Origin of the sequence: Plantibacter sp. MCCC 1A11337 (assembly GCF_013349365.1) — a bacterium.
Taxonomy (GTDB): domain Bacteria; phylum Actinomycetota; class Actinomycetes; order Actinomycetales; family Microbacteriaceae; genus Plantibacter; species Plantibacter flavus_A.
Genome location: NZ_JABJWX010000001.1, coordinates 1,332,747 through 1,352,092, shown reverse-complemented (window position 1 = coordinate 1,352,092; position 19,346 = coordinate 1,332,747). Strand labels below are relative to the sequence as shown.

Below are 19,346 nucleotides of genomic sequence, written 5' to 3'. Positions count from 1 at the left end.
GTTACCGGTCTCCGGCGGTCTCGGGGGTCGGCTCCGAGGCCCCGGTCGCGATCGCTCGCCGGCGCGGGCGGGGCACACGGCCGCTCTGGCGGGGTCGGGCGTTCTCGTCATCGGTGTAGTACGTGGTCCGCTCATGGTGCCGGACGTCGTTCGCCACGACACCGAGCACACGCGCGCCGACGGAGTCGAGGTTGGACAGCGCCTTCTGGAGCTGCTGCCGCTTCGTCCGACGCTCCCGGACGACGACGATCGCACCGTCGGTCTCGTGGACGAGCCAGAGGGGGTCTGTCACCGGGATGACCGGGGACGTGTCGATGACCACGAAGTCGTAGTGCGCCTTCAACGTCTCAAGGGTGCCGCGCATCGTGTCCGAGGCGAGGAGCTGGTTCGGGTTCGGTGGGACGGCGCCCGCGACGAGGATGTCCAGGCCGGGGACACCCCAGGGCTGGACCGCGTCGTCGAGCGACGAGTCGCCCAGGAGGACACTGGTGAGACCGACCGATCCCTCGAGGCCGGTGTAGTCGGCGATCGAAGGGTTCCGGAGGTCGCCGTCGACCAGGATGACGCTCCCGCTTGATTCCGCGAGTGACATCGCGAGCCCGACCGACACGGAGCTCTTCCCCTCGCCAGGCAGCGCGGAGGTGACCACCACGGAGGCGACCGGCTTGTCGACGTCGGCGAAGGCGAGGCTCATGCACAGTGACCGGAACGCCTCGGCCGTGACGCCGTTCGGGCTGGAGCGGACCACCTGGGCGATGCGTCGCTCGCGTGAGGTGCGGCCGATCTCCGCGAGGAGGGGCAGGTCGGTGACGAGGCCGATGTCGGTGTTGCTCCGGATGCGGGTGTCCACGAGCTCGCGGAGGACCGCCCAAGCCAAGCCGAGCAGGACACCGACCGCGGCGCCGAGAGCGGTGATCAGCCGGACATCCGGCGAGACCGGGTTCGCCGGTGCCGACGCCGGCGAGATGATGGTGAGCTGCACCGATGCGGCCTGTGCGGCATCCTTCGGGGAGATGTTCGCGACGGCGTCTGACAATGACTTCGCGATGCCGTCGGCGATCGCCCTGGCCAGCTCCGGGTCGGAGTTCACGACGGAGATGTCGACCACCACGGTGTTGAGGGGGGTGTCCGCCGTGACGGTCCGAGCGAGCTGCGCGACCGTCAGATCGAGACCCAGGTCGTTGATGACCGGCTGCAGCACGTACGGGGACTTCGCGATGAGGGCGTAGGACTGCACGAGGTTCTGCACGTAGGTCGAACCCTGGACGAGTTCGCTCGTCGACTCGCCGTACGCGGCGGAGGCGTAGGCGCTACTCGTCGAGCGGTACATGCTCGGCATGGACTGAGCGTAGACATAACCTCCCGCCGCTCCGAGGAGCGCCAGGAGAAGGATGACGGCCCACTGCTTGCGGATCGCGCCGAGGTAGTCGTGAACGGTCACGTCACTGCCCTTCTGCCGGCACCGGGCCGGTGCTGTGCTGTGGGCGGCGCGGAACGGCCGCCCTGTTGGTCCCACTATCATGTGGGGAGGACGAGGGGAGCGGGGATCTGGACGAGCAACGTGACCAGACACTGCTGGTGGTGTGCGCGGCGAACGTCTGCCGGTCGCCACTTGCGGCGTTCCAGTTGCAACGCCGGTTGAGCGGACTCGCCGAATTCGACCAGGTCGTCGTCGAGAGCGCCGGGGTGACGGCGCGGACCGGCTCGGAGATCTGTGAGCGGGTGAGGCGGCTCGAGCGCGGCACCGGCTTCGCGGCGTTCGCCGATGCCCACCGGTCACGGCCGATCACCGAGGCGATCATCGACCACGCATCGTTGATCCTCACCGCGTCGACGGCCGAGCGATCGGCGATCGCCACGCTCGCACCCGCCGCCCGTTCCCGGACGTTCACCCTGCGGGAGGCGGCGGCTCTGGCCGTCGTGCCCGGATTCGCAGACGAGGACGGGATCGAGCTGGAGGGTGTGCTCGACCGCTTCGCGGCAGTCATCCACGGGCGCCGCGGGTTCGTCGCGCCGAGCCGTCGACCGAAGGGCCTCCGACGGTTCGGACGGACTGCGGCGCCGACGGACCCGTTCGACATCGCCGACGGCCACCTCTCGGGGTCGGCCGCCCATGACCGCACCATCGCGCAGGTCGGTGAGGTCGCCGGGCTGCTCGCCGACGCGTTGCCGAGGACGGCACCGCGCGACGTGGCCTGACCACCCGCCGCTGCCAGGAGGCCCTGCGCTGGAAGCAGGTCGCTACGCATCGACCCGCTCCGCTCCACGAGGCCGGAGCGGAAGCCCGTCCACCGAGTCGATGATGCGGTCCTGATAGGCCCTGACCGAATGGCGGTCGGCCGCGATGCGCTCGTCGTCGAGCGCTGCCGCGGACCGAGCAGCCCAGTCGGACCGGATCTCGGCGAGCGCGTCGGCGATCGCGACGGCGTCTGCGGGGGTCACGAAACTCGCTGCGCGGTAGCCGGCGGCGGCCTCGCGGAGCCCGGAGGTGTCGCTCACCACGACCGGCCGTGCGGCGAGGATGCTCTCGACGGCGGTGTTCCCGAACGGCTCGTCGAGCCGGGAGGGCACGACCAGCACGTCGCTGGCGGCGAGTGCAGGCCACGGGGTCGGCTGGAAGCCGAGGAGCGTGACACGGTCCGCCAGGTCCCGCGCGGCGATCGAGGCGCGCAGCTCGTCCTCGAACCACTCGTAGCCGGGGTAGACCGCGCCGACGATGTCGGCGCGCGCGTCGATCCCACGGCGGTTGAGTTCGTCGACGGCCTCGATGACGAGGTCCGGCCCCTTCCGCGGTGACAGGCGTCCGACGAAGAGCACGCGAAGTTCGTCGAGGACGTCCGTCCGAGGAGCCGTGACCTCGGACGGCCCGGGGACCCCGTTGAGGACGACGGTCGTCCGGTCGACGAGGCGGGCGTAGGAACGCTCGAGTGTCTTGGCGCTGTACGAGCTGTTGGCGATCAGCCGATCGGCGAACAGCAGGGGGAATGCGAGGGCGCGCATCACGATCGGCTTCGCCGATCCTTCCGCCTCGTGCACGTGCACGACGGAGGGGAGACGGCGCAGCCGCGCGAGCGCCGTCCACAAGGGGATCGTGATGGTGTTGGTCCAGACGAGATCGGGCTGCACCTCGCGCATGAGACGACCACCCGCTCGCAGACCTCGGACGGTCTGCGACACGAGCTCGCCGAACCCGCGTGGGGTGAGCAGACGCTTCCGCAGCACGAGGGTCGGCACGATGTGGACCCGCGCACCCCGTTCGACGAGCAGCGGGCTGAGTGGTCCGTCCGCGGGCATGGTGACCACGACGTCGGACCCGTCGCGGACGAACGCCTCCACCGTCTCCAGGAACACGCGATCGGATCCGTACAGGTCTGCACTCGGATGAGCGAGCAGCAGCGTCCTCCGTCTGATCGGCTCGGGCCGTCCAGACCCCCCAAGGTCGTTCATCGTCCGATCAACTCAGCAGCTCGGAGACGGGGTCTGCACCCAGGCGGTCCATGTCGCGGAACCACTTCACGGAGGCGAGGAGCAGGTGGCCGGCGTTCGCGACGAACATCAGCGTGTACACGGCGAAGAAGAGGACGGGCGCGCCGAGCAGCAGGAACACCAGGCAGAGGAAGCCGTAGTCCGTCGGGATCACGAGGAGCGAGCGGAACGGCGAGCTCCTCCGCGCGTCCGCAGCGGGCTTGAACCCGTAGGCGGCCTTCAACTGGTCGTTCAGGATCATCGCGAAGAACGACACCGCCGCGACCACCGTGTACCCCATGGGGATGAGGTAGAGCGCCGGGTCGGTGAACTCGAAGTGGCGGAACACCATGATGAGCACGGCGAGGTGCAGGGTCGAGATCTTCGTGGCGTCGACGACGTGGTCGAGCCACTCACCGCTGGCGGAGCCGCCGCCGCGCAGACGTGCGACTTGACCGTCGGCCGAGTCGAAGGCGTATCCGATCGCCAGCGCGAGCCAGACGGCGACGCCGACCCACCACGTCGGCGGGAGGATGGCCAGCATCGCGATGCCGGAGAAGGTGAACACCGCGCTGATCGCCGTGACGATGTTCGGCGTGAGTCCGACCTTGTAGGCGCCGGCGGCCAGGTATCGGCCGGCCTTGCGGTTCACGTAGATCGAGTAGGCCGGCGCTCCGGCAGCCCGCTTCTTCTGCGCACCGGCCAGGCGGGCGACGATCTCGGTGTAGGACTCGGTGGTCGAACGGGTGTCGGCAGTGATTCGGGTCATGCCAATCCTCCGGTGCTCTCGGTGACGTGTGTCGGGTTGATGCTGCTGACCGGTTTCGGGTTCCAGTCGATGGGCAGGCGGGTGAATCGTCCGGTGCCGTGGATCGTCGCGCCGTCCGCCAGGCGGAGGGCGAGTGCTTCGTAGCCGTCGGCGATGCTGTCCCAGCGGTAGACCTCCGCGGCGCGCACCTGGAGGGCCGCTCCGAGGGCGGCGGTGCCCGCCTCGTCCAGTTCGGCCTGTTCGATGAGGCGGGCGACCTCGTCGCTCGCCGCGAAGAAGGAACCGGAGTCGCCGACCACCTCGTGATTGAACACGGAGTCAAAACCGATCACGGCCGTACCGGCGCCCATGGCGCGGAGGAGCGAGGGGTTGGTGCCGCCGACCGAGTGGCCGTGGACGTAGGTGAGCGCGCCGGCGTACAGCTGGTCGAGGAGCTCCTGGTCCCAGACGCCGCCCAGCAGGTGCACGCGAGGATCGCTCGCGGCGAGGGCGGCGATGCGCTCGCTGTGTTCGGCGCCGTACGGTGCCGAACCGACGACGACCAGCGGGTGCCGCGCGGCGCTGCGGATGAAGCCTTCGACGATCAGGTCGACGTGGTTCTCCGGTTCGAAGCGGGCGACCACGAGGTGGAACGCGCCGGCCTCGACACCGGCGCCGGAGCCGAGCAGATCCGTCCTGGGGTGTTCGAGGATCTTCGCGCCATAGGTGAGGAGTTCGGTCGGCACGCTGAACTGCTGCTCGTAGTAGTCGGCGATCCCGGCCGCGTCGGCGATGAGGGCGTCGGCTGTGCGAACGGAACGTTCCTCGGCCCAGCGGTAGTAGCGCTTGCCTGAACCGCTCCACTTCGCCCGCTTCCATTCGAGGCCGTCGACGTGCACGGCGGTCGGTACGCCCTTGGCGCGGATGACTGGGACGAAAGGTGCGTTCGCCGCGTTGAAGACGAAGGCGACATCGTGGCGTCGGGTGACCGCCATGTGGAGAACGGACAGAGCGGTGTGGCTGAGGGTCTCGAGGACCTTCTTGCGGACGGCAGGCAGGTGCACGAGTCGCATACCGAGATGCTCGGCCGGTTGCTCAGCCGCGGTGCGGCGGCAGTAGACCGTGACCTCGTGGCCGCGCGCGGCGAGCCTGCTGCCGATCTCCTCGACCGCGGTCTCGAACCCGCCGTACGCCGCAGGGACTCCTCGCGTGCCGACCATCGCGATGCGAAGGGTGCCGTCGGGCTGACGTCCGTGGGCGACGCCCCTGCGAGAGTGGCCAGTCATCGGATCGTCGCCGTTTCGCCGGTCGTCGAGCGCTGCTGAATGGAGGTCATGGGTGAGTTCGGGTTTCTCATGGGTTCGCTTCCGCGGCAGTGTGTCCGGGTCTGCGTGGCGGGGCGGGATGTCGACGCTGCAAGCGTCGTTGCTCGGATGGTGGGCGTCGCGTACCGGGTCGGGTGTCCCTGCACGACGACGATGGTGCAGCGCGTGCGCGTTCGCCCGGTACGTCCGCTTTCGGGTGCGGACGGCGTCGAAGGTCGATTCGCTCGGGTAAGCGTCACGGATATCGATGCACGATCGGGTTCGTGCGCGCGAGCGGCGTCATTGACCAGGTGGACCGACTCGACGGATTCGGGTGTTTCGGGTGTCGAGCGGCTCACCGGTTCGCGGTGATGGAGACGACTGTATCGAAGTGTTGTCCCCTCTGGAAGGGGATTTGTCCTCTTTTCGCAGGACACCCCTCGCTTTGGGGGCATCACCGACAGCGGCCCGCGCATCAGTACGCGCCGACCGGTTTGAGTACGACCTTGACGGTCTGCCACATGATCATCAGGTCGCCCGTGATGGACCAGTTCTCCACGTAGTAGAGGTCCAGGCGGACGCTCTCCTCCCAGGTCAGGTCGGAACGCCCGGAGACCTGCCACATGCCGGTGAGGCCAGGCTTGATGTGCAGACGTCGGTGCACGTCCTTCTCATACTCGGCGACCTCGCTCGCCAGTGGCGGCCGGGGCCCGACGAGGCTCATGTCGCCGGTCAGGATGTTCCACAGCTGTGGGAACTCGTCGAGGGAGTACTTGCGCAGGATGCGGCCGACGCGCGTGACCCGCGGGTCGTTCTTCATCTTGAAGAGCACGCCGTTGCCCTCGCTCTGCGCCATGAGGGCTGGGAGGGCGGCTTCGGCGTCGGTGATCATCGACCTGAACTTGAACATGGTGAACCGTTCGCCGTTCCGACCGACGCGTTCCTGCCGGAACAGCACCGGACCCGGGCTGTCGAGCTTGACCGCGAGTGCGATGAGGGCCAACAGCGGCGAGATGAGCAGGATCCCGAAGCCCGTGAGACCGATGTCGAGCGCGCGCTTCATGATGTGGCGACCGCCTTCGAACTGGGGGATCTCGACATGGATCAGCGGCAGCTCTTCGACCGGTCGGAAGTGGATCCGAGGTCCGGCCACGTCCGTCAGCCGCGCGGCGAGCACGAGTTCAGTGGCGGTCCCCTCGAGGTCCCAGCCGAGGCGACGGATGTAGTCGCTGCCGCCGTCGACGGGTCCGGCGATGATGACCGCGTCGGCGGTGAGGTTCGAAGCGGCTTGCGCCACGCCGTCGACGTGGGCGATGACCGGGACGGATCGGCCCCGGCTCGAGAACGGCTCGGCGGTCTCCTCGTCGACGATCGCCGCACCGACGACGGTGTAGCTCATGCTGTGCTGCTTCGCGACCTGTTCGAGGACGTAGTCGACGTCGTCACGCCGACCGACGACCACCGTCCGTGCCGTGTACTCGCCGACTCGGCGGCGGCTGAGCAGCCAGCGGCGCCACATCCAGCGGGAGGCGAGGAGCGCGAGTGTCCCGGCGGGGAGCGCGAGGATGAAGTACCCCCGCGCGATGTCGATCTTCAGGATGAGGAAGACGATGGCGAGGATGCCGAATGCGAACGCGCTGGCGTTGACGACGCGCTTGTACTCGGCGACGCCGGAACCGATGATGCGGCTGTCCCGGGTCCTGGTGAAGCCGAGGAAGGCGAGCCAGACGAACACGATGACGCCCGACAGCAGGACATAGAGCTGCTGGGCCTCGGGGCCGACCGGGTCGTCGCCGAACCGCACGACGAATGCGGCGGAGACGGCGAAGAGTGCGATCGCGCTGTCCGTGAGGACGACTCGACGACGGTATCGCTTCGACCATTCGCGTTGCGTCAGTGAGGCGACCGCGGCGGGGGAGGAGGCCGCGCCGAGCGCGACGGCTCGACGTCGGCGCAACCCGATGGGGCTCGCGATCGGGCCGGTGATCGGGAACGGGTGTTCTTTGACGTCGGTGCTCACGCGGTGGCCCACCGTTCGGTGCGGTGCGGGGGGGTGGCCGCGGTTCGGGTGCACGGACATGGGCGTCGGAGGGTCCGACGGCGGTTCGGGTACGTCGTCATGAGGGCTGCTATCCACTTGTGGGTTCGGGTGTGGTGCTGGTGCGCGGTGCGCACGGGCGGTTCGGGCCGCCCGCGGAGAACGCGACGTCGCTCGTGTACCCACGACCGACCGGTGATACCGGTCGAGATGAGCGTCCCCCTTGGATATCCCTCAACTCTAGGAAGCGGGGGTCATCGGCGGATCCCCCACTCCAGGGGGGTGACGGCCCCCAATTCTGGGGGTGAGCGTGCCCTCGGACGCGTGATTCCGTCGTCATTCGCAGATCCGGCCACGGACTTCGTCGATCGCGTCCGTCGGGGCCCGGTGGGGGACAGCACCGCCCGACCCGGCTGCGCCCATCCCGGATGGCGGCTCGGCCGCACGCTCAGCGACTACATTGGTGCCATGGATGGAGCGCGCGCGACCGATGGCGCGATCGCCGACGCCGCCCGCGATCCCATGGCCGATTGGCCGACCGGCCGCCTCCTCTCCACGGCGTCGCGACTGATCGAGCACACCTGGCAGCAGGCCCTCGACGGCATCGGGGTGACCCACGCCGGGCTCATCGTGCTGCACCTGCTCGACAGCGGGCCCGCCAGTCAGAAGGAGCTCGCCCGTCGGGCCCGCGTGCAGAACCAGACCATGTCGCGCACGCTCGACCGACTGGAGCGGGCCGGCCACATCGAGCGCATCGCCGCGGTCGACGACCGTCGCCGTCACGTGGTGAGCCGGACGACTGCGGGTGATGAGGCCTGGCTCGCCGCGCACCGGCTGGAGGCCGACGTCTTCCCGGAACTCCCCGACGAGTCGGCGTTGCGGTCCCAGCTGCTCGCGATCATCCGTTCGGGCGAGTCCGCCCGTTGGTCGCCCGAGGACGTCGAACCCGCCTGACCCGTGGCCCGACGCGCCCACTCCGGTCACTGAGCTTGTCGAAGTGCCCACGGAGAACCGTCGGGATGCGGAGGTGCCCGGCCGGGGCTGCCCTTCGACAGGCTCAGGGACCGGACCGGTTTCGGGTGCGCCTCTTCCGGTCACTGAGCTTGTCGAAGTGCCCACGGAGAACCGTCGTGATGCGGGTGTCCAGTCGGGGCGGCCCTTCGGGTGTCCGCTCAGAGGCACACCCAGGCATGGCAGTACCCCGTCCGGGGGGATTCGAGCTGGTGCTCCGGGACGAGAGTGGCTAGTGTGATCAAAGTTTCTATTGTGACTGTTGTGACAGGATGACGGCCGCGACCCGCCGAGGTCGCCGTGATCGTGTCGTCGGACTGGAGAATGATGACCCCCGCACGAACGCCCGGTGCGCAGTACGGCCGCCGCCGTCCCTGGCTGGCGATGGCCCTCTCCGTCGGCGTCGTCACGGCGTCACTCACCGTCGGTGCACTGCCGGCCCATGCGGACGACTACCCGAGCTGGGCCGACGTCGAAGCGGCCAAGTCGAGTGAGTCAGCGAAGGCCGCCGAGATCACGAACATCACCGCGCTCATCACCTCGCTGCAGGAGCAGTCCGACGCCGCGTTCCGCACGGCGCAGATCGCCGCCGAGGCCTATCGTCAGGCGCAGGACGCCGTGACCGAGGCGACCGCCCGCGAGTCGGCCCTGCGCGAGCAGGCCGAGGCCGCTGCGGCCGCTGCCAAGGTCTCGAAGCAGCGCGCCGGTGCGCTCATCGCGCAGCTGTCGCGCGGCGGCGGCGGCGACGTCTCGCTCGACCTCGTCCTCGGCGCGGGGGAGTCCGACGACCTGTTGTCCCGTCTGTCCGTCATGGACAAGCTGGGCGAGCGGAACGCCGCGAGCTACGCCGAGGCGGTGACCGACCGCAACGCGGCGAGCGGGCTGACCGACCAGGCGGAGGTCGCGAAGACCGAACGCGAACGCCTCGAGGGCGAAGCGCAGACGAAGTACGACGAGGCGGAGAGCGCCTCGGCGGCGGCATCCGCAGCCGTGGCGGCCCAGGAGCAGCAGGCCGACCAGCTCTACGCGCAGCTCGCCTCGTTGAAGAACACCACCGCCGAGACCGAGCGCGGGTACGCGGCCGGAGAGTCCGCTCGTCAAGCGGCGGAGGCGGCTGCAGCGGCGGCGGCAGCCGCGGCCAACACCCCTCCCGCCTCGGGCGGTGGTTCGTCCGGCGGCGGCGGATCGAGCGGTGGCGGCGGCGGTGCGTCCAGCGGCGGTGGCGGTGGCGGCGGCTCGGTCGCACCTCCGGACTCCGCCGGCGTCGAGTCGGCGATCGCCTTCGCGCTCGCCCAGGTCGGCAAGGGCTACCAGCTCGGCGGTTCCGGCCCGAACGTCTGGGACTGCTCGGGGCTCACCCGCGCGGCCTACGGCAGCGGCATCGGGACGCATTCGGCGACGAACCAGTACTACACGATGCAGTCGCAGGGACGCCTCGTGCCCTACAGCCAGAAGCAGCGTGGCGACCTCATCTTCTGGTCGAGCGGCTACGACTACTACCACGTCGCCATCTACCTGGGGAACGGCCAGATCGTCGAGGCAGCCAACGAGCGGGCCGGTACCCGTGTCGGCGGCATCTGGGGCTCCGGCGACGTCGCACCCTACGTCGGTCGCCCGACGGGTTGATCCCATGAGCTCCGCCGAGGTCGACGCCTACCTCGCGTCCCTCACGCACCAGCTGAAACCGGCGGTCGTCCGTCTGCGCGAGGCGATCATGGCCTCGGACACGGGGTTCTCGGAGCACCTGAAGTGGAAGGCGCCGAGCTTCGTCTACGACGGTGAGGACCGCGTCACCTTCGCGCTGCACCCGGCGAACCGTATCCGGATCATCCTGCACCGGGGCGTGCATCAGCGGGACGACACCGACGCCTTCCGGTTCGACGACCCCTCCGGTCTCGTGGTGTGGGCTGCGCCGGACCGCGGTGTCGTCACCTTCTCGACCATCGATGCGGCGGCCGCCGCCGAACCCGCCCTGCTCGAACTGATCGGGCGCTGGGTGCGGGCCTGACCGAGGTGTCGGGATGCTCCGGGATGCCAGGCGCCGGACCTGGTCATCCGAGGGGCAGCACCCGGAAGTCTCGGAACGACACGGTCGTCGTCGCCGTGGCGGACCCCGAGAGGTACAGGCCCAGACCCACTGCTCCGACACCCTGCAGTCCTGGGGTGTCGTCGACGACGGACAGCTGGAACGTCGTCGGTTCGACGTCTCCGGTCCACGCCTTGGCCTCGATCGTGGTGCCGCTGACGCCGGTCGTCCGCGTCACGAGGTGGACCTCGCTGCCGGCTCCGACCGACGTCCCGGCGAGGTTCAGTGCGCTGATGGTGTTGCCGTTGCGCTGCACCTGCAGCTGGACGACACCGGACGCCTGGATCCAAGCGCGCGTGACGTATCGCTCGGAACCGACCTGCCGCACGATGAGTGAGACGAACTGACCGCCGCCGCTCGGCGCCTGGTCGAGCGAGAACGTCACCGAGGTCTCGGCCGCTCCGACCTGCGTCGCCGCCAGGACGGCGGTGCGAGTCGCGCCCGGAGCAGCGGTGATGGTACCCCGGTTCGACGTGACGGCGAAGCCGGTCCGGCCGCCGGCGAGCGTCCAGGCGCCGCCGAGGAGCGCATCCCCCCAGCCACCGGTCACTTCGCGGGCGAAGTCGTCGGAGACGAGCGGTGCCGGGTCGGCGGGTGCGGTCGGGTCCGTAGGTGTCGTCGGGTCCGTGGGCGTGGTCGGGTCCGTCGGTTCGGCGGGCGGCGTCGGGTCAGTCGGTTCGGCGGGCGGCGTCGGATCCGTCGGGTCGGGGGCGGGCGCTGCGGTTTCACGACCACCGGCGGTGACCGCGTCGAACGTGTCGACCGTGAAGGTCACGGGCCCATTGCTCGCGGAAGCCGACAGATAGCCGGAGAGTCCGACCGCACCCGGCGCCTGGAGAGCGGCGGCGGCGTCGCTCGCCGACACCTGCCAGTCGGCGGGCTCAGCAGAGGACCCGGCCCACACCTTGGCGGTGAGGCTCGTCGCCCCGTCCACGGGGGCGCCGGCGGCGGCTCGGAGGCGCAGCGTCCCACCCGCGGACGCCGACAGCCCGTCGATCTTCTGCGAGACCAGCACCGTCGTGCCGGACAGCAGCTGCAGGCGGACGTCGTTCGCGGCACGGAACCAGAGTCTGGCGCTGTACGCGACGGTGCCGACCTGGCGGGTGATCACCGAGTAGTACCCGCCCCCACCGTTGGCGACGACCGAGGGGGTGACGTCGGTGAGCACGTCCGCCGAGGCCTCGGTGACGCCCATCAGGCGGGCGGCCCGGGTGCCTCCCGCGGGAGCCTGGATCGTCGCGGTCGAGCCGGACACGGCGAAGGCGGTCTTCCCTCCGGCCACGGTCCAGGAGCCGCCGGTCTCGGCGTCTCCCCAGGCGTTCGTCACCGAACGCTCGAAGGTGTCCGAGGCGAACGGCTGGGCGCCCGGCTCCGGCTCGACGACCGGTGCGGTCACCGTCACCACCTGCGTCACGCTCGCCGTCGCCTGATCGTCATCGGTCACGGTGAGCGTGACGGGGTGATCGCCGGCGGCGGCGAAGCTGTGGCTCGCGGTGGCCCCGCTCGCGGTCGTACCGTCGCCGAAGTCCCAGGCGTATCCGATGAGGGTGCCGTCGCCGTCGGTCGAGGTGGTACCGTCCACGGTCACACCCAGCCCGTCGACCGTCGTCGTGAAGGCGGCGGTGGGCGCCTGGTTCTCCGGGTCGGGGGCGACACCGGCGACCCCGACCGAATGGTGCGCTGCGATCTGCGCGCCGGTGAGAGCTCGCGGATAGACGGCCACGTTGTCGAGACGACCGTTCAGGTGGTCGCTCGAGGGGCGGTCCGGCCAGCCGGAGAGCGAGGTGCCGCCGACGGTCCAGTAGCCGCTGTAGTCCTGTGCCCGGACGGTTCCCTGGTCCTCGGCCTCGAGGGCGCCGTCGATGTAGAGCTGCTGGCCCGTGTTGCCGAGGACCGCTACCACGTGATGCCACTCGCCGTCGTTCACCGCGCTGGCCGAGGTGACGGTCCGGACGGTCCCGGGATAGAGACCGAAACGGACGCGGCCGTCGTCGCCGAGGTAGACGAGGCGGTCGCGGTTACCGGAGCCGAGCGCCGTCCCGTTGGATGCGCCGATGATCGGGCCGCCGCTCGTCGACGTCGTCTGGACCCACGCCTCGAGCGAGAAGCGGTTGGTGAACGGTTCGGTCGTCGTTGTCACCCCGCGCGCGTCACCACCGAACGACGTCGACGTGCCGCCGCCGTCGGACTCCGCGCCGGGCTGAGCACGGCCCAGGGTCGTGCCGGACAGCTGCAGCTCGGCCGCCCCCACCCAGTCACCGCCGGTCGTCCCCGTCGCCTCGTTGAGTGACCAGTAGTGCGAGGGACTGTCGGCGAGGACCGAACGGTCCAGGTCGGTGGAGGCGATCGGTGCGCCGCCTGCGGCCGTGAATGTCACATTGTCCCCCCAGGCGACGTTGCCGGTGGCGTCGGTCGTCTTCACCCGGTACCGGTAGTCGCGACCGACCGTGAGGCCCTGGTCGATGAACGTGAGGTCGGGCCTGTCCCAGAAGGACGCCGCTGCATTCACGGTGAACACGGGCGATGCCGTGTCGTTGTCGCGGATGACGTCGTATCGCAGCACCTCGCTGTCGCGGTCCTCGTTCGACGGCCAGGTGACCTTCGCCGCGCCGTCACCGATCGCGGTCACGGTCGGGGCCATCTTGGAGCCCCCGAGCTGCGGGCCCTGCACGTTCGTCGAGACGGCGCGTGTACCGAACCGAGCGAGACCCTGCTGCGGCGCACCGTTCACAGTCGTGAACTCTCCGGCGTACAGCACGTACTCGCCACTTGCGGCGACGTCCCACGGGCCCTGGCTCAGGCCGGTGTAGCTGCCGGCGTTCATGTCGGGGAACCAGTGGAGGAGTTCGGTGGCGGGATTGCCCTCGAAATTGCCGTAGGTCCAGCCTCCGGGCGGGGTGTTGTGTGCGACCCGTCCGACGCTCTCCTTCGAGAAGGCGACCGCGCGGTGGTATCCCTCGGCGTTGGGGAAGCCCCCGGTGTTGTCGCAGGCGTGTGCGTGTCCGGCCGTGTAGACGACGTCGCCGACGACCTGTACCGAGTAGCTGTCCCCGTGGCAGTCCGCCAACCATTGGAGGCTGCCGTCGGCCCAGCTCATGCGGAACGTCCCCTCGGTGGCCTTCCCGCCCTGACTGTGCTGGTAGCCGACGCCGTACACACTGTCGGCGTCCGAGGACAGCGAGAAGACGGAGGACTTCGTGCCGCCGTTCCGGATGATGGAGTTGGCAGCCCACGGTAGGACCACACCCGAGTCACCGGTGACCGCACCCATGCCGAGGCCCGGCTCGGTGGAGCCGCCGATCGAGGTGAATCCGCCGCCGAGTACGATCTTCGACGCATCGGGCGAGACGACGATCGCCTTGACCGAGCCGCCGAGCACCGAGGGGTTCCACGGCTGCAACGCGGCATTCGTCGTGCTGAGCGCGGCCCCACGGAGACGCTCGTTCTTCTGCACGGAGGTGAAGATGCCGCCCAGGTATACGCTCGTCGCGGAGACGGCGATCGATTCGACGGTCGCGTTGACGGTCGGAGCGAAGCTCGACACGAGGGTCATCGACGGAAGGTCGAACGCCGCGACGCGATACCGGGTCGTGCCGTCGACCTTCGTGAAGGAACCGGCGACGTACAGCCGCGACTGGTCGGGGGACACGGCCATCGCCCGGATCTGCCCGTCGAAAGACGTCGAGACGTCCGAGCGCAGCTCGCCGGTCGCGAGATCGTACGCGAGGAAGTTGGACCGCGTGACGGTGGCGACCCCGGCTGCGGCTCCGGCTGGTCGCGCGGTCGTGAACTGTCCACCGACGTAGACCGTACCGCCGGCGACGACCTGGTCCCAGACGACGCCGTCGATCTGCGGGGCGGGCAGCGAATCCGCGGTCACGGTCGTCGGGGTGAGCGGATCGGTAGGATCCACAGGCGCACTATCGGCGACGGCGGCGGAGACCGGGACGAGCGTGCCGAGCAGGATGGTCGCCGTCGTCGCAGCGCCGATGAGGACGCGCTCCCATCCCCTCGGGATCCGCGTTCGAGACTCGTCGGCTCGTTCGGTTCGCAGTCGACCCACGGTGTTCCCCTCTTCCGGTGGTGGTGGCGCACCGGACGAGCGAGGCGGCCAAAGCACCACGCATCTGCTTCGGCACGTCTTCCGATGCTGTCAGTCCACTGCGAGTCTTCCAAGGCGGGTGGCGCCCCCAATTCGGGGCAAGGCGGTCAGGTCGGGCTGCTCGGAACGACCGTGGCCGAGGAACCGGCAGACGTATGATCGACTGCCGAGCGAGCGACAGTGCTCCGACGGACCGGTCGTGAAGGAGGCCTCGTGCGCAGTGCCGTGCTCGGCGTCGTGCTGCTCGTCATCGGGACGATCGCGATCCTCACCGGTGTCCTCCCCGCCCCGGAGGCCCTCGGCATCGCCGACCGTGTCTGGCCGATCCTCCTGTTCGTCGTCGCGATCACCGTCGTCGCCGAACTCGCTGCGGACGCCGGCCTGTTCACCCTCGTCGCCTCGCGGCTCGTGCGCTGGGGTCGGGGGAGCACCTGGTTGCTCTGGCTGCTCGTCGTCGCGCTGGCCACGCTCAGCACCGTCTTCCTCTCGCTCGACACCACGGCCGTCCTCCTGACGCCGGTCGTCATCACGCTCGCGCGGCACGCGGGGCTGTCGCCGGTGCCGTTCGCCCTGACCACCGTCTGGTTGGCGTGCACGGCGTCGTTGCTGTTGCCGGTGTCGAACCTCACCAACCTCCTCGCGGAGCACGCGATCGACGAGGCCGCCACGGCGTCGGGCGGCGGCCCGCTCGGTCCCGGTGGTTTCGCAGCGCTCATGGTCGTCCCCGCGATCATCGCGGTCGTGGTCCCGTGCGTGGTCCTCGCGATCGTGTACCGCCGTCAGCTCGCCGGTGCCTACACGGTGGACGTGGAGGCGCAGGACGACGACCGGGTGCTGCTGTGGACGTCGGGGCTCGTGGTGCTGGTGCTCCTGCCACTGCTGGTGTCGGGTATCCCGGTGTGGATGTCGGCGGTCGGCGCGGCGGTGATCCTCGTCGTCGTGTTCCTCATCCGGCGTCCGGCGGCGTTGCGTCCGGCGCTCGTCCCGTGGCAGCTCGTCCTGCTCGCCTCAGGACTGTTCCTCGTGGTCGAGGCGGCTCACGCCCTCGGGCTCGCGCGGGCGCTCGCGTCCATCGCGGGGACCGGCGACTCCCTCCTGGCGCTCCTGCAGCTGGCGGGGGTCGGCATGGCGAGCGCCAACCTCGTCGACAACCTCCCGGCGTACCTCGCCCTGGAGCCGGTGGCCGGCGACCCGGTGCGGTTCGCCGCCCTGCTCGTCGGCGTGAACGCGGGCGCGCTCATCACCCCGTGGGCCGCGCTCGCGACCCTGCTCTGGCACGCGCGGCTCACCGCGGCGGACGTCGAGTTCGGTTGGGGTCGGTTCATCGCGCTCGGATTCGTGGTCGCCCCGCTGACGGTGGCCCTCGCCACCGTCGGGCTCTGGCTGGCCCAGGGTGCCGGCGCCATACTGCCGTGACGTCCCAGCGCCGCCCTCGTGCTCGTGGCGTGCGTCTGCCGCCCGGCGCCGCTCCAACAGCTCCGTGACGATCCGATCGATGAGGTCGAAGGGGATGGGCCGGCTGAACGGGAACTGCAGCGTGTCCTTCGCCGCCCGGTAGTCGGCGACGGCGTGCTGGAGGGGGCCGTCGAACGGGGGGATCGAGTAGAGGGCGATGTGGTGCTTCCAGGCGCCGAGGTACAGCAGGTAGCGATCGTCGAGCATGAACGTCGGCATGCCGTACCGGATGGCCTCGGTGACTCCAGGCACGATGCGGTGGACGCGGAGTCGGATCTCCTCGATGGCGTCCGCGGCGTCGGCGGGTTGCGCGGCGAGGTAGTCGTCGATCGTGGTGGGTGCACCCGGCATGTCTCTCCTCGTCGGAACGGACACGGCACGGGAGCCGTCGCCCCCGTGCCGTCATCGTCCCATGTCGGCGTCTCGCGCGACAGTGGTGGTTCTACCGCTTCGCGAGGGCGCGCCGCACGTCCTCCTGGACGAGGTCGGCGTTCATGATCGCGCCGGCCATCGATCCGGCCGCCGCCGCCTGGAGGACCTGCGTACGCAGGTTCGTGACGTCGCCGGCCGCCCAGACGCCCGGCACCGAGGTGGCACCCAGCTCGTCGACGCCGATCGCGTCGCCGAACTCGGCTCCGCGGGGGTGCGGTCGCGTGTGGAGCCCGAGACCGGCGAACGCCTCGGCGCGCACCCGGTTGACCGGGGCGACGGCCAGCGCCTCGACGGGGACGGTGCGGCCGTCGTCCAGGCGCACGCCGACGAGCCGGTCGTCGGCGATCTCGAGCCGCTCCACGACGCCGTCGACCACCTCGATGCCCCGCGCCGCGAACGCCGCCTCCTGCTCCGCCGTGAAGGCGCCCGCGGTGTTGCGGAGCACGACGACACGGTCGCTCAGCTGCCGGAACAGCTGCGCCTGGTGGGCTGCGGCCTCGGCGTTCGTGCCGAGGACACCGATCACGCGGTCCTGGACCTCCCAGCCGTGGCAGTAGGGGCAGTGGAGGGCGTCGCGGCCGAACCGCTCCCAGAGGCCGGGGATGGGTGGGAGCTCGTCGGCGGTGCCGGTGGCGATGAGGAGGCGGCGGCCTCGGACGATCGCGCCGTCCGCCGTCGTCAGGGTGAACCCGTCATCGTCGCGCCCGGCATCGACGACCTGACCGTCGACGACGCGGACGCCGTACGACGCCACCTCCACGCGGCCGAGGCGCAGGAGCTCGCGAGGCGGGGTGCCCTCTCGGGTCAGGAAACCGTGGACGCCGTCGGCGGGTGCGTTCCGGGGCTCGCCGCCGTCGACGACGATCACGGACCGTCGTGATCGTCCGAGCATGATGGCTGCGCTGAGCCCGGCGGCGCCCCCGCCGACGATGACGGCGTCGACGAGGTCTGTGGTGGTTGCTGGAGTGGCGGGAGTGCTCATGGGTCGTTCCGTTCGTTCGACGTGCTGGGAGGTGTCCAGGGTGCGCCGACCGGTGCCGAACTGGCAAGAACCCTTGCCGAAGCGGCAATGTGCGAGCGAGAATCGACCCATGGCGCATGCACACGACGAGCAACGGTCCATCGACGGTGTCCTGGATGCCGTCGGGCCGAGGCTGCGAGCCATCCGGCAGCATCGCGGCACCACCCTCGCCGCACTGTCGGCGGAGACGGGCATCTCGGTCTCCACCCTCTCCCGGCTCGAGTCCGGCCAGCGCCGACCGAACCTCGAGCTGCTCCTCCCGCTCGCCAAGGCGCACCAGGTGCCCCTGGACGACCTCGTCGGTGCTCCGCAGACGGGTGATCCCCGCGTCCATCTGAAGCCCGTCCAGCGGCACGGCCAGACGATCGTGCCGCTGACGCGTCGATCGGGCGGCCTCCACGCGTTCAAGAGCATCATCCACGGCGGCGACGGCCCGCAGACGCCTGAGACGCAGAAGGTCCACGAGGGCTACGAGTGGCTCTACGTCCTCAACGGCCGGTTGCGGCTCCTCCTCGGCGACCAGGACATCGTGCTCACCGCGGGTGAGGTCGCCGAGTTCGACACCCGCGTCCCGCACTGGTTCGGCCGGGCCGAGGCCGCAGGGGTGGAGTTCCTCAGCCTGTTCGGCAAGCAGGGTGAACGGATGCACGTCCGCGCGACGTCGACGAGGAGGAGCGCATGATCGGACATGATGACGAGGAGGGCGTCGGACCACCCGAGGACGACCGACCGTTCGCGGAGCAGCTCCTCGAACGCCGCGGGTTCGCGATCACGGCGGCCCTGTTCGTGATGCTCGGCGGGCTCGTCGTGCCGTTCGTCGGCTGGGTGGCCGGCATGGTCATGCTGTGGCGGTCGCGCGCCTGGACGACCAGGCAGAAGGTCTGGGCCACCGGCGGACCAGTCCTCGCGAGCGCCGCGGCACTGCTCGTCCTGGCCCTCCTGAGCGCGAACTGGAAGTCGACGGACGCCGGCGTCGGTGGCTCCCCGGTGATCCCCGTCGTCTACGACCTCGGGTCGACGGCTGTCGTGCTGCTGTTGGTCGGCTACGCCGCTGCCGGCACCTGGTTGCTCTGGCTGGCGCTCCGGCCAGCGGGCCGGTCCGACTGATTCGCGGTCGTCGCTCAGGTGGACCGGGCAGCATGGGGAGATGCCCGACTCCTCGCGATTCCGCCGCCCCCTGCCCGTCCAGCCCGGACCCGGTGAGGAGTCCGTCTGGGAGTACCCGCGTCCGCCGCGGGTCGAGCCGCGCGACGAGCGCGTCGTGATCCGGTTCGGCGGCACGGTCATCGCGGAGTCGACGGCCGCGGTCCGGGTCCTGGAGACGAGCCACCCGCCGGTGTACTACGTGCCGGCGGCGGACTTCTCGCCCGGGGTCCTGGTGCCGGTCGACGGGACGACCATGTGCGAGTTCAAGGGCGAGGCCCACTACCTCGACGTGCGGGTGGGCGACGAGGTCGCCGGTGCCGCCGCGTGGACCTACCCCGATCCACGCCCGGGATACGCGCCGCTGTTCGGCATGATCGCGGTCTATCCGGGACGCATGGACGCCTGCGAGGTCGACGGGGTGCCGGTGCAGGCGCAGGAAGGCGACTTCTACGGCGGATGGATCACGCCGGGGATCGTCGGGCCGTTCAAGGGCGCTCCGGGCACGCGCGGCTGGTAGCGGACGCCGCCGCCCTACACC

15 protein-coding genes and 1 pseudogene are annotated in these 19,346 nt (G+C 70.2%); 8 read left to right on the top strand and 8 right to left on the bottom strand.

Features of this window, described 5'->3' with window-relative positions; translation table 11 throughout:
- Position 1 precedes the first annotated feature (1 nt).
- Complete coding sequence (locus HOW07_RS19625; protein WP_175116348.1) at positions 2-1,441, bottom strand: polysaccharide biosynthesis tyrosine autokinase; 1,440 nt, start codon at positions 1,439-1,441, stop codon at positions 2-4.
- Between the two features lie 29 nt (positions 1,442-1,470).
- On the opposite strand from HOW07_RS19625, the gene HOW07_RS06260 reads away from it, so the two are divergent.
- Positions 1,471-2,199 (top strand): hypothetical protein, encoded by a 729-nt coding sequence (locus HOW07_RS06260; RefSeq protein ID WP_354293213.1) that lies wholly within the window; start codon positions 1,471-1,473, stop codon positions 2,197-2,199.
- A 42-nt stretch (positions 2,200-2,241) separates the two neighbouring features.
- Here HOW07_RS06260 and HOW07_RS06255 read toward each other — a convergent pair whose 3' ends face one another.
- From HOW07_RS06255 to HOW07_RS06240, 4 genes are all read right to left on the bottom strand, one after another.
- Positions 2,242-3,351: a glycosyltransferase gene (locus HOW07_RS06255; RefSeq protein ID WP_231884391.1), complete on the bottom strand. Its 1,110-nt coding sequence runs from the start codon at positions 3,349-3,351 to the stop codon at positions 2,242-2,244.
- 103 nt (positions 3,352-3,454) lie between these two features.
- The gene (locus tag HOW07_RS06250) at positions 3,455-4,234 is read right to left on the bottom strand and encodes a CDP-alcohol phosphatidyltransferase family protein (RefSeq protein ID WP_175116347.1); all 780 of its coding nucleotides are present in this window, start codon (positions 4,232-4,234) and stop codon (positions 3,455-3,457) included.
- Entirely contained in the window at positions 4,231-5,499 is a 1,269-nt protein-coding gene (locus HOW07_RS06245) for a glycosyltransferase (RefSeq protein WP_175116346.1), read from the bottom strand. The genes HOW07_RS06250 and HOW07_RS06245 overlap by 4 nt, the downstream gene beginning before the upstream one ends.
- A 493-nt stretch (positions 5,500-5,992) precedes the next feature.
- Complete coding sequence (locus HOW07_RS06240) at positions 5,993-7,537, bottom strand: sugar transferase (RefSeq protein WP_354293208.1); 1,545 nt, start codon at positions 7,535-7,537, stop codon at positions 5,993-5,995.
- Between the two features lie 486 nt (positions 7,538-8,023).
- Here HOW07_RS06240 and HOW07_RS06235 point away from each other — a divergent pair, with 486 nt between their 5' ends.
- The 3 genes from HOW07_RS06235 (at position 8,024) to HOW07_RS06225 (ending at position 10,574) form a co-directional block, all read left to right on the top strand.
- Complete coding sequence (locus tag HOW07_RS06235; protein ID WP_231884389.1) at positions 8,024-8,509, top strand: MarR family winged helix-turn-helix transcriptional regulator; 486 nt, start codon at positions 8,024-8,026, stop codon at positions 8,507-8,509.
- 384 nt (positions 8,510-8,893) lie between these two features.
- Complete coding sequence (locus tag HOW07_RS06230) at positions 8,894-10,192, top strand: C40 family peptidase (RefSeq protein ID WP_254628168.1); 1,299 nt, start codon at positions 8,894-8,896, stop codon at positions 10,190-10,192.
- Positions 10,193-10,196: 4 nt separating this feature from the next.
- On the top strand, positions 10,197-10,574 hold the full coding sequence (locus HOW07_RS06225) for a DUF1801 domain-containing protein (protein ID WP_175116345.1): 378 nt from the start codon (positions 10,197-10,199) through the stop codon (positions 10,572-10,574).
- Between the two features lie 43 nt (positions 10,575-10,617).
- Here HOW07_RS06225 and HOW07_RS06220 read toward each other — a convergent pair whose 3' ends face one another.
- On the bottom strand, positions 10,618-14,715 hold the full coding sequence (locus HOW07_RS06220) for a LamG-like jellyroll fold domain-containing protein (RefSeq protein ID WP_175116344.1): 4,098 nt from the start codon (positions 14,713-14,715) through the stop codon (positions 10,618-10,620).
- Between the two features lie 252 nt (positions 14,716-14,967).
- Here HOW07_RS06220 and HOW07_RS06215 point away from each other — a divergent pair, with 252 nt between their 5' ends.
- Entirely contained in the window at positions 14,968-16,170 is a 1,203-nt protein-coding gene (locus tag HOW07_RS06215) for an SLC13 family permease (protein ID WP_121291665.1), read from the top strand.
- Positions 16,171-16,242: 72 nt separating this feature from the next.
- Here HOW07_RS06215 and HOW07_RS19780 read toward each other — a convergent pair.
- Together HOW07_RS19780 and HOW07_RS06205 are read right to left on the bottom strand one after the other, a co-directional pair.
- Positions 16,243-16,560, bottom strand: a pseudogene (locus HOW07_RS19780) (iron chaperone); the annotation flags it as partial.
- A gap of 91 nt (positions 16,561-16,651) precedes the next feature.
- Positions 16,652-17,623: an NAD(P)/FAD-dependent oxidoreductase gene (locus HOW07_RS06205; RefSeq protein ID WP_175116343.1), complete on the bottom strand. Its 972-nt coding sequence runs from the start codon at positions 17,621-17,623 to the stop codon at positions 16,652-16,654.
- Positions 17,624-17,732: 109 nt separating this feature from the next.
- On the opposite strand from HOW07_RS06205, the gene HOW07_RS06200 reads away from it, so the two are divergent.
- Genes HOW07_RS06200 through HOW07_RS06190 form a run of 3 tightly spaced genes read left to right on the top strand, consistent with a single transcriptional unit; the run spans position 17,733 to position 19,325 of the window.
- The gene (locus HOW07_RS06200) at positions 17,733-18,344 is read left to right on the top strand and encodes a helix-turn-helix transcriptional regulator (RefSeq protein ID WP_064296059.1); all 612 of its coding nucleotides are present in this window, start codon (positions 17,733-17,735) and stop codon (positions 18,342-18,344) included.
- Positions 18,341-18,769 (top strand): hypothetical protein, encoded by a 429-nt coding sequence (locus HOW07_RS06195; RefSeq protein ID WP_175116342.1) that lies wholly within the window; start codon positions 18,341-18,343, stop codon positions 18,767-18,769. Before HOW07_RS06200 ends, HOW07_RS06195 begins: the two co-directional genes overlap by 4 nt.
- A gap of 40 nt (positions 18,770-18,809) precedes the next feature.
- The gene (locus HOW07_RS06190; protein ID WP_064296061.1) at positions 18,810-19,325 is read left to right on the top strand and encodes a DUF427 domain-containing protein; all 516 of its coding nucleotides are present in this window, start codon (positions 18,810-18,812) and stop codon (positions 19,323-19,325) included.
- The last annotated feature ends 21 nt before the right edge of the window (positions 19,326-19,346 follow it).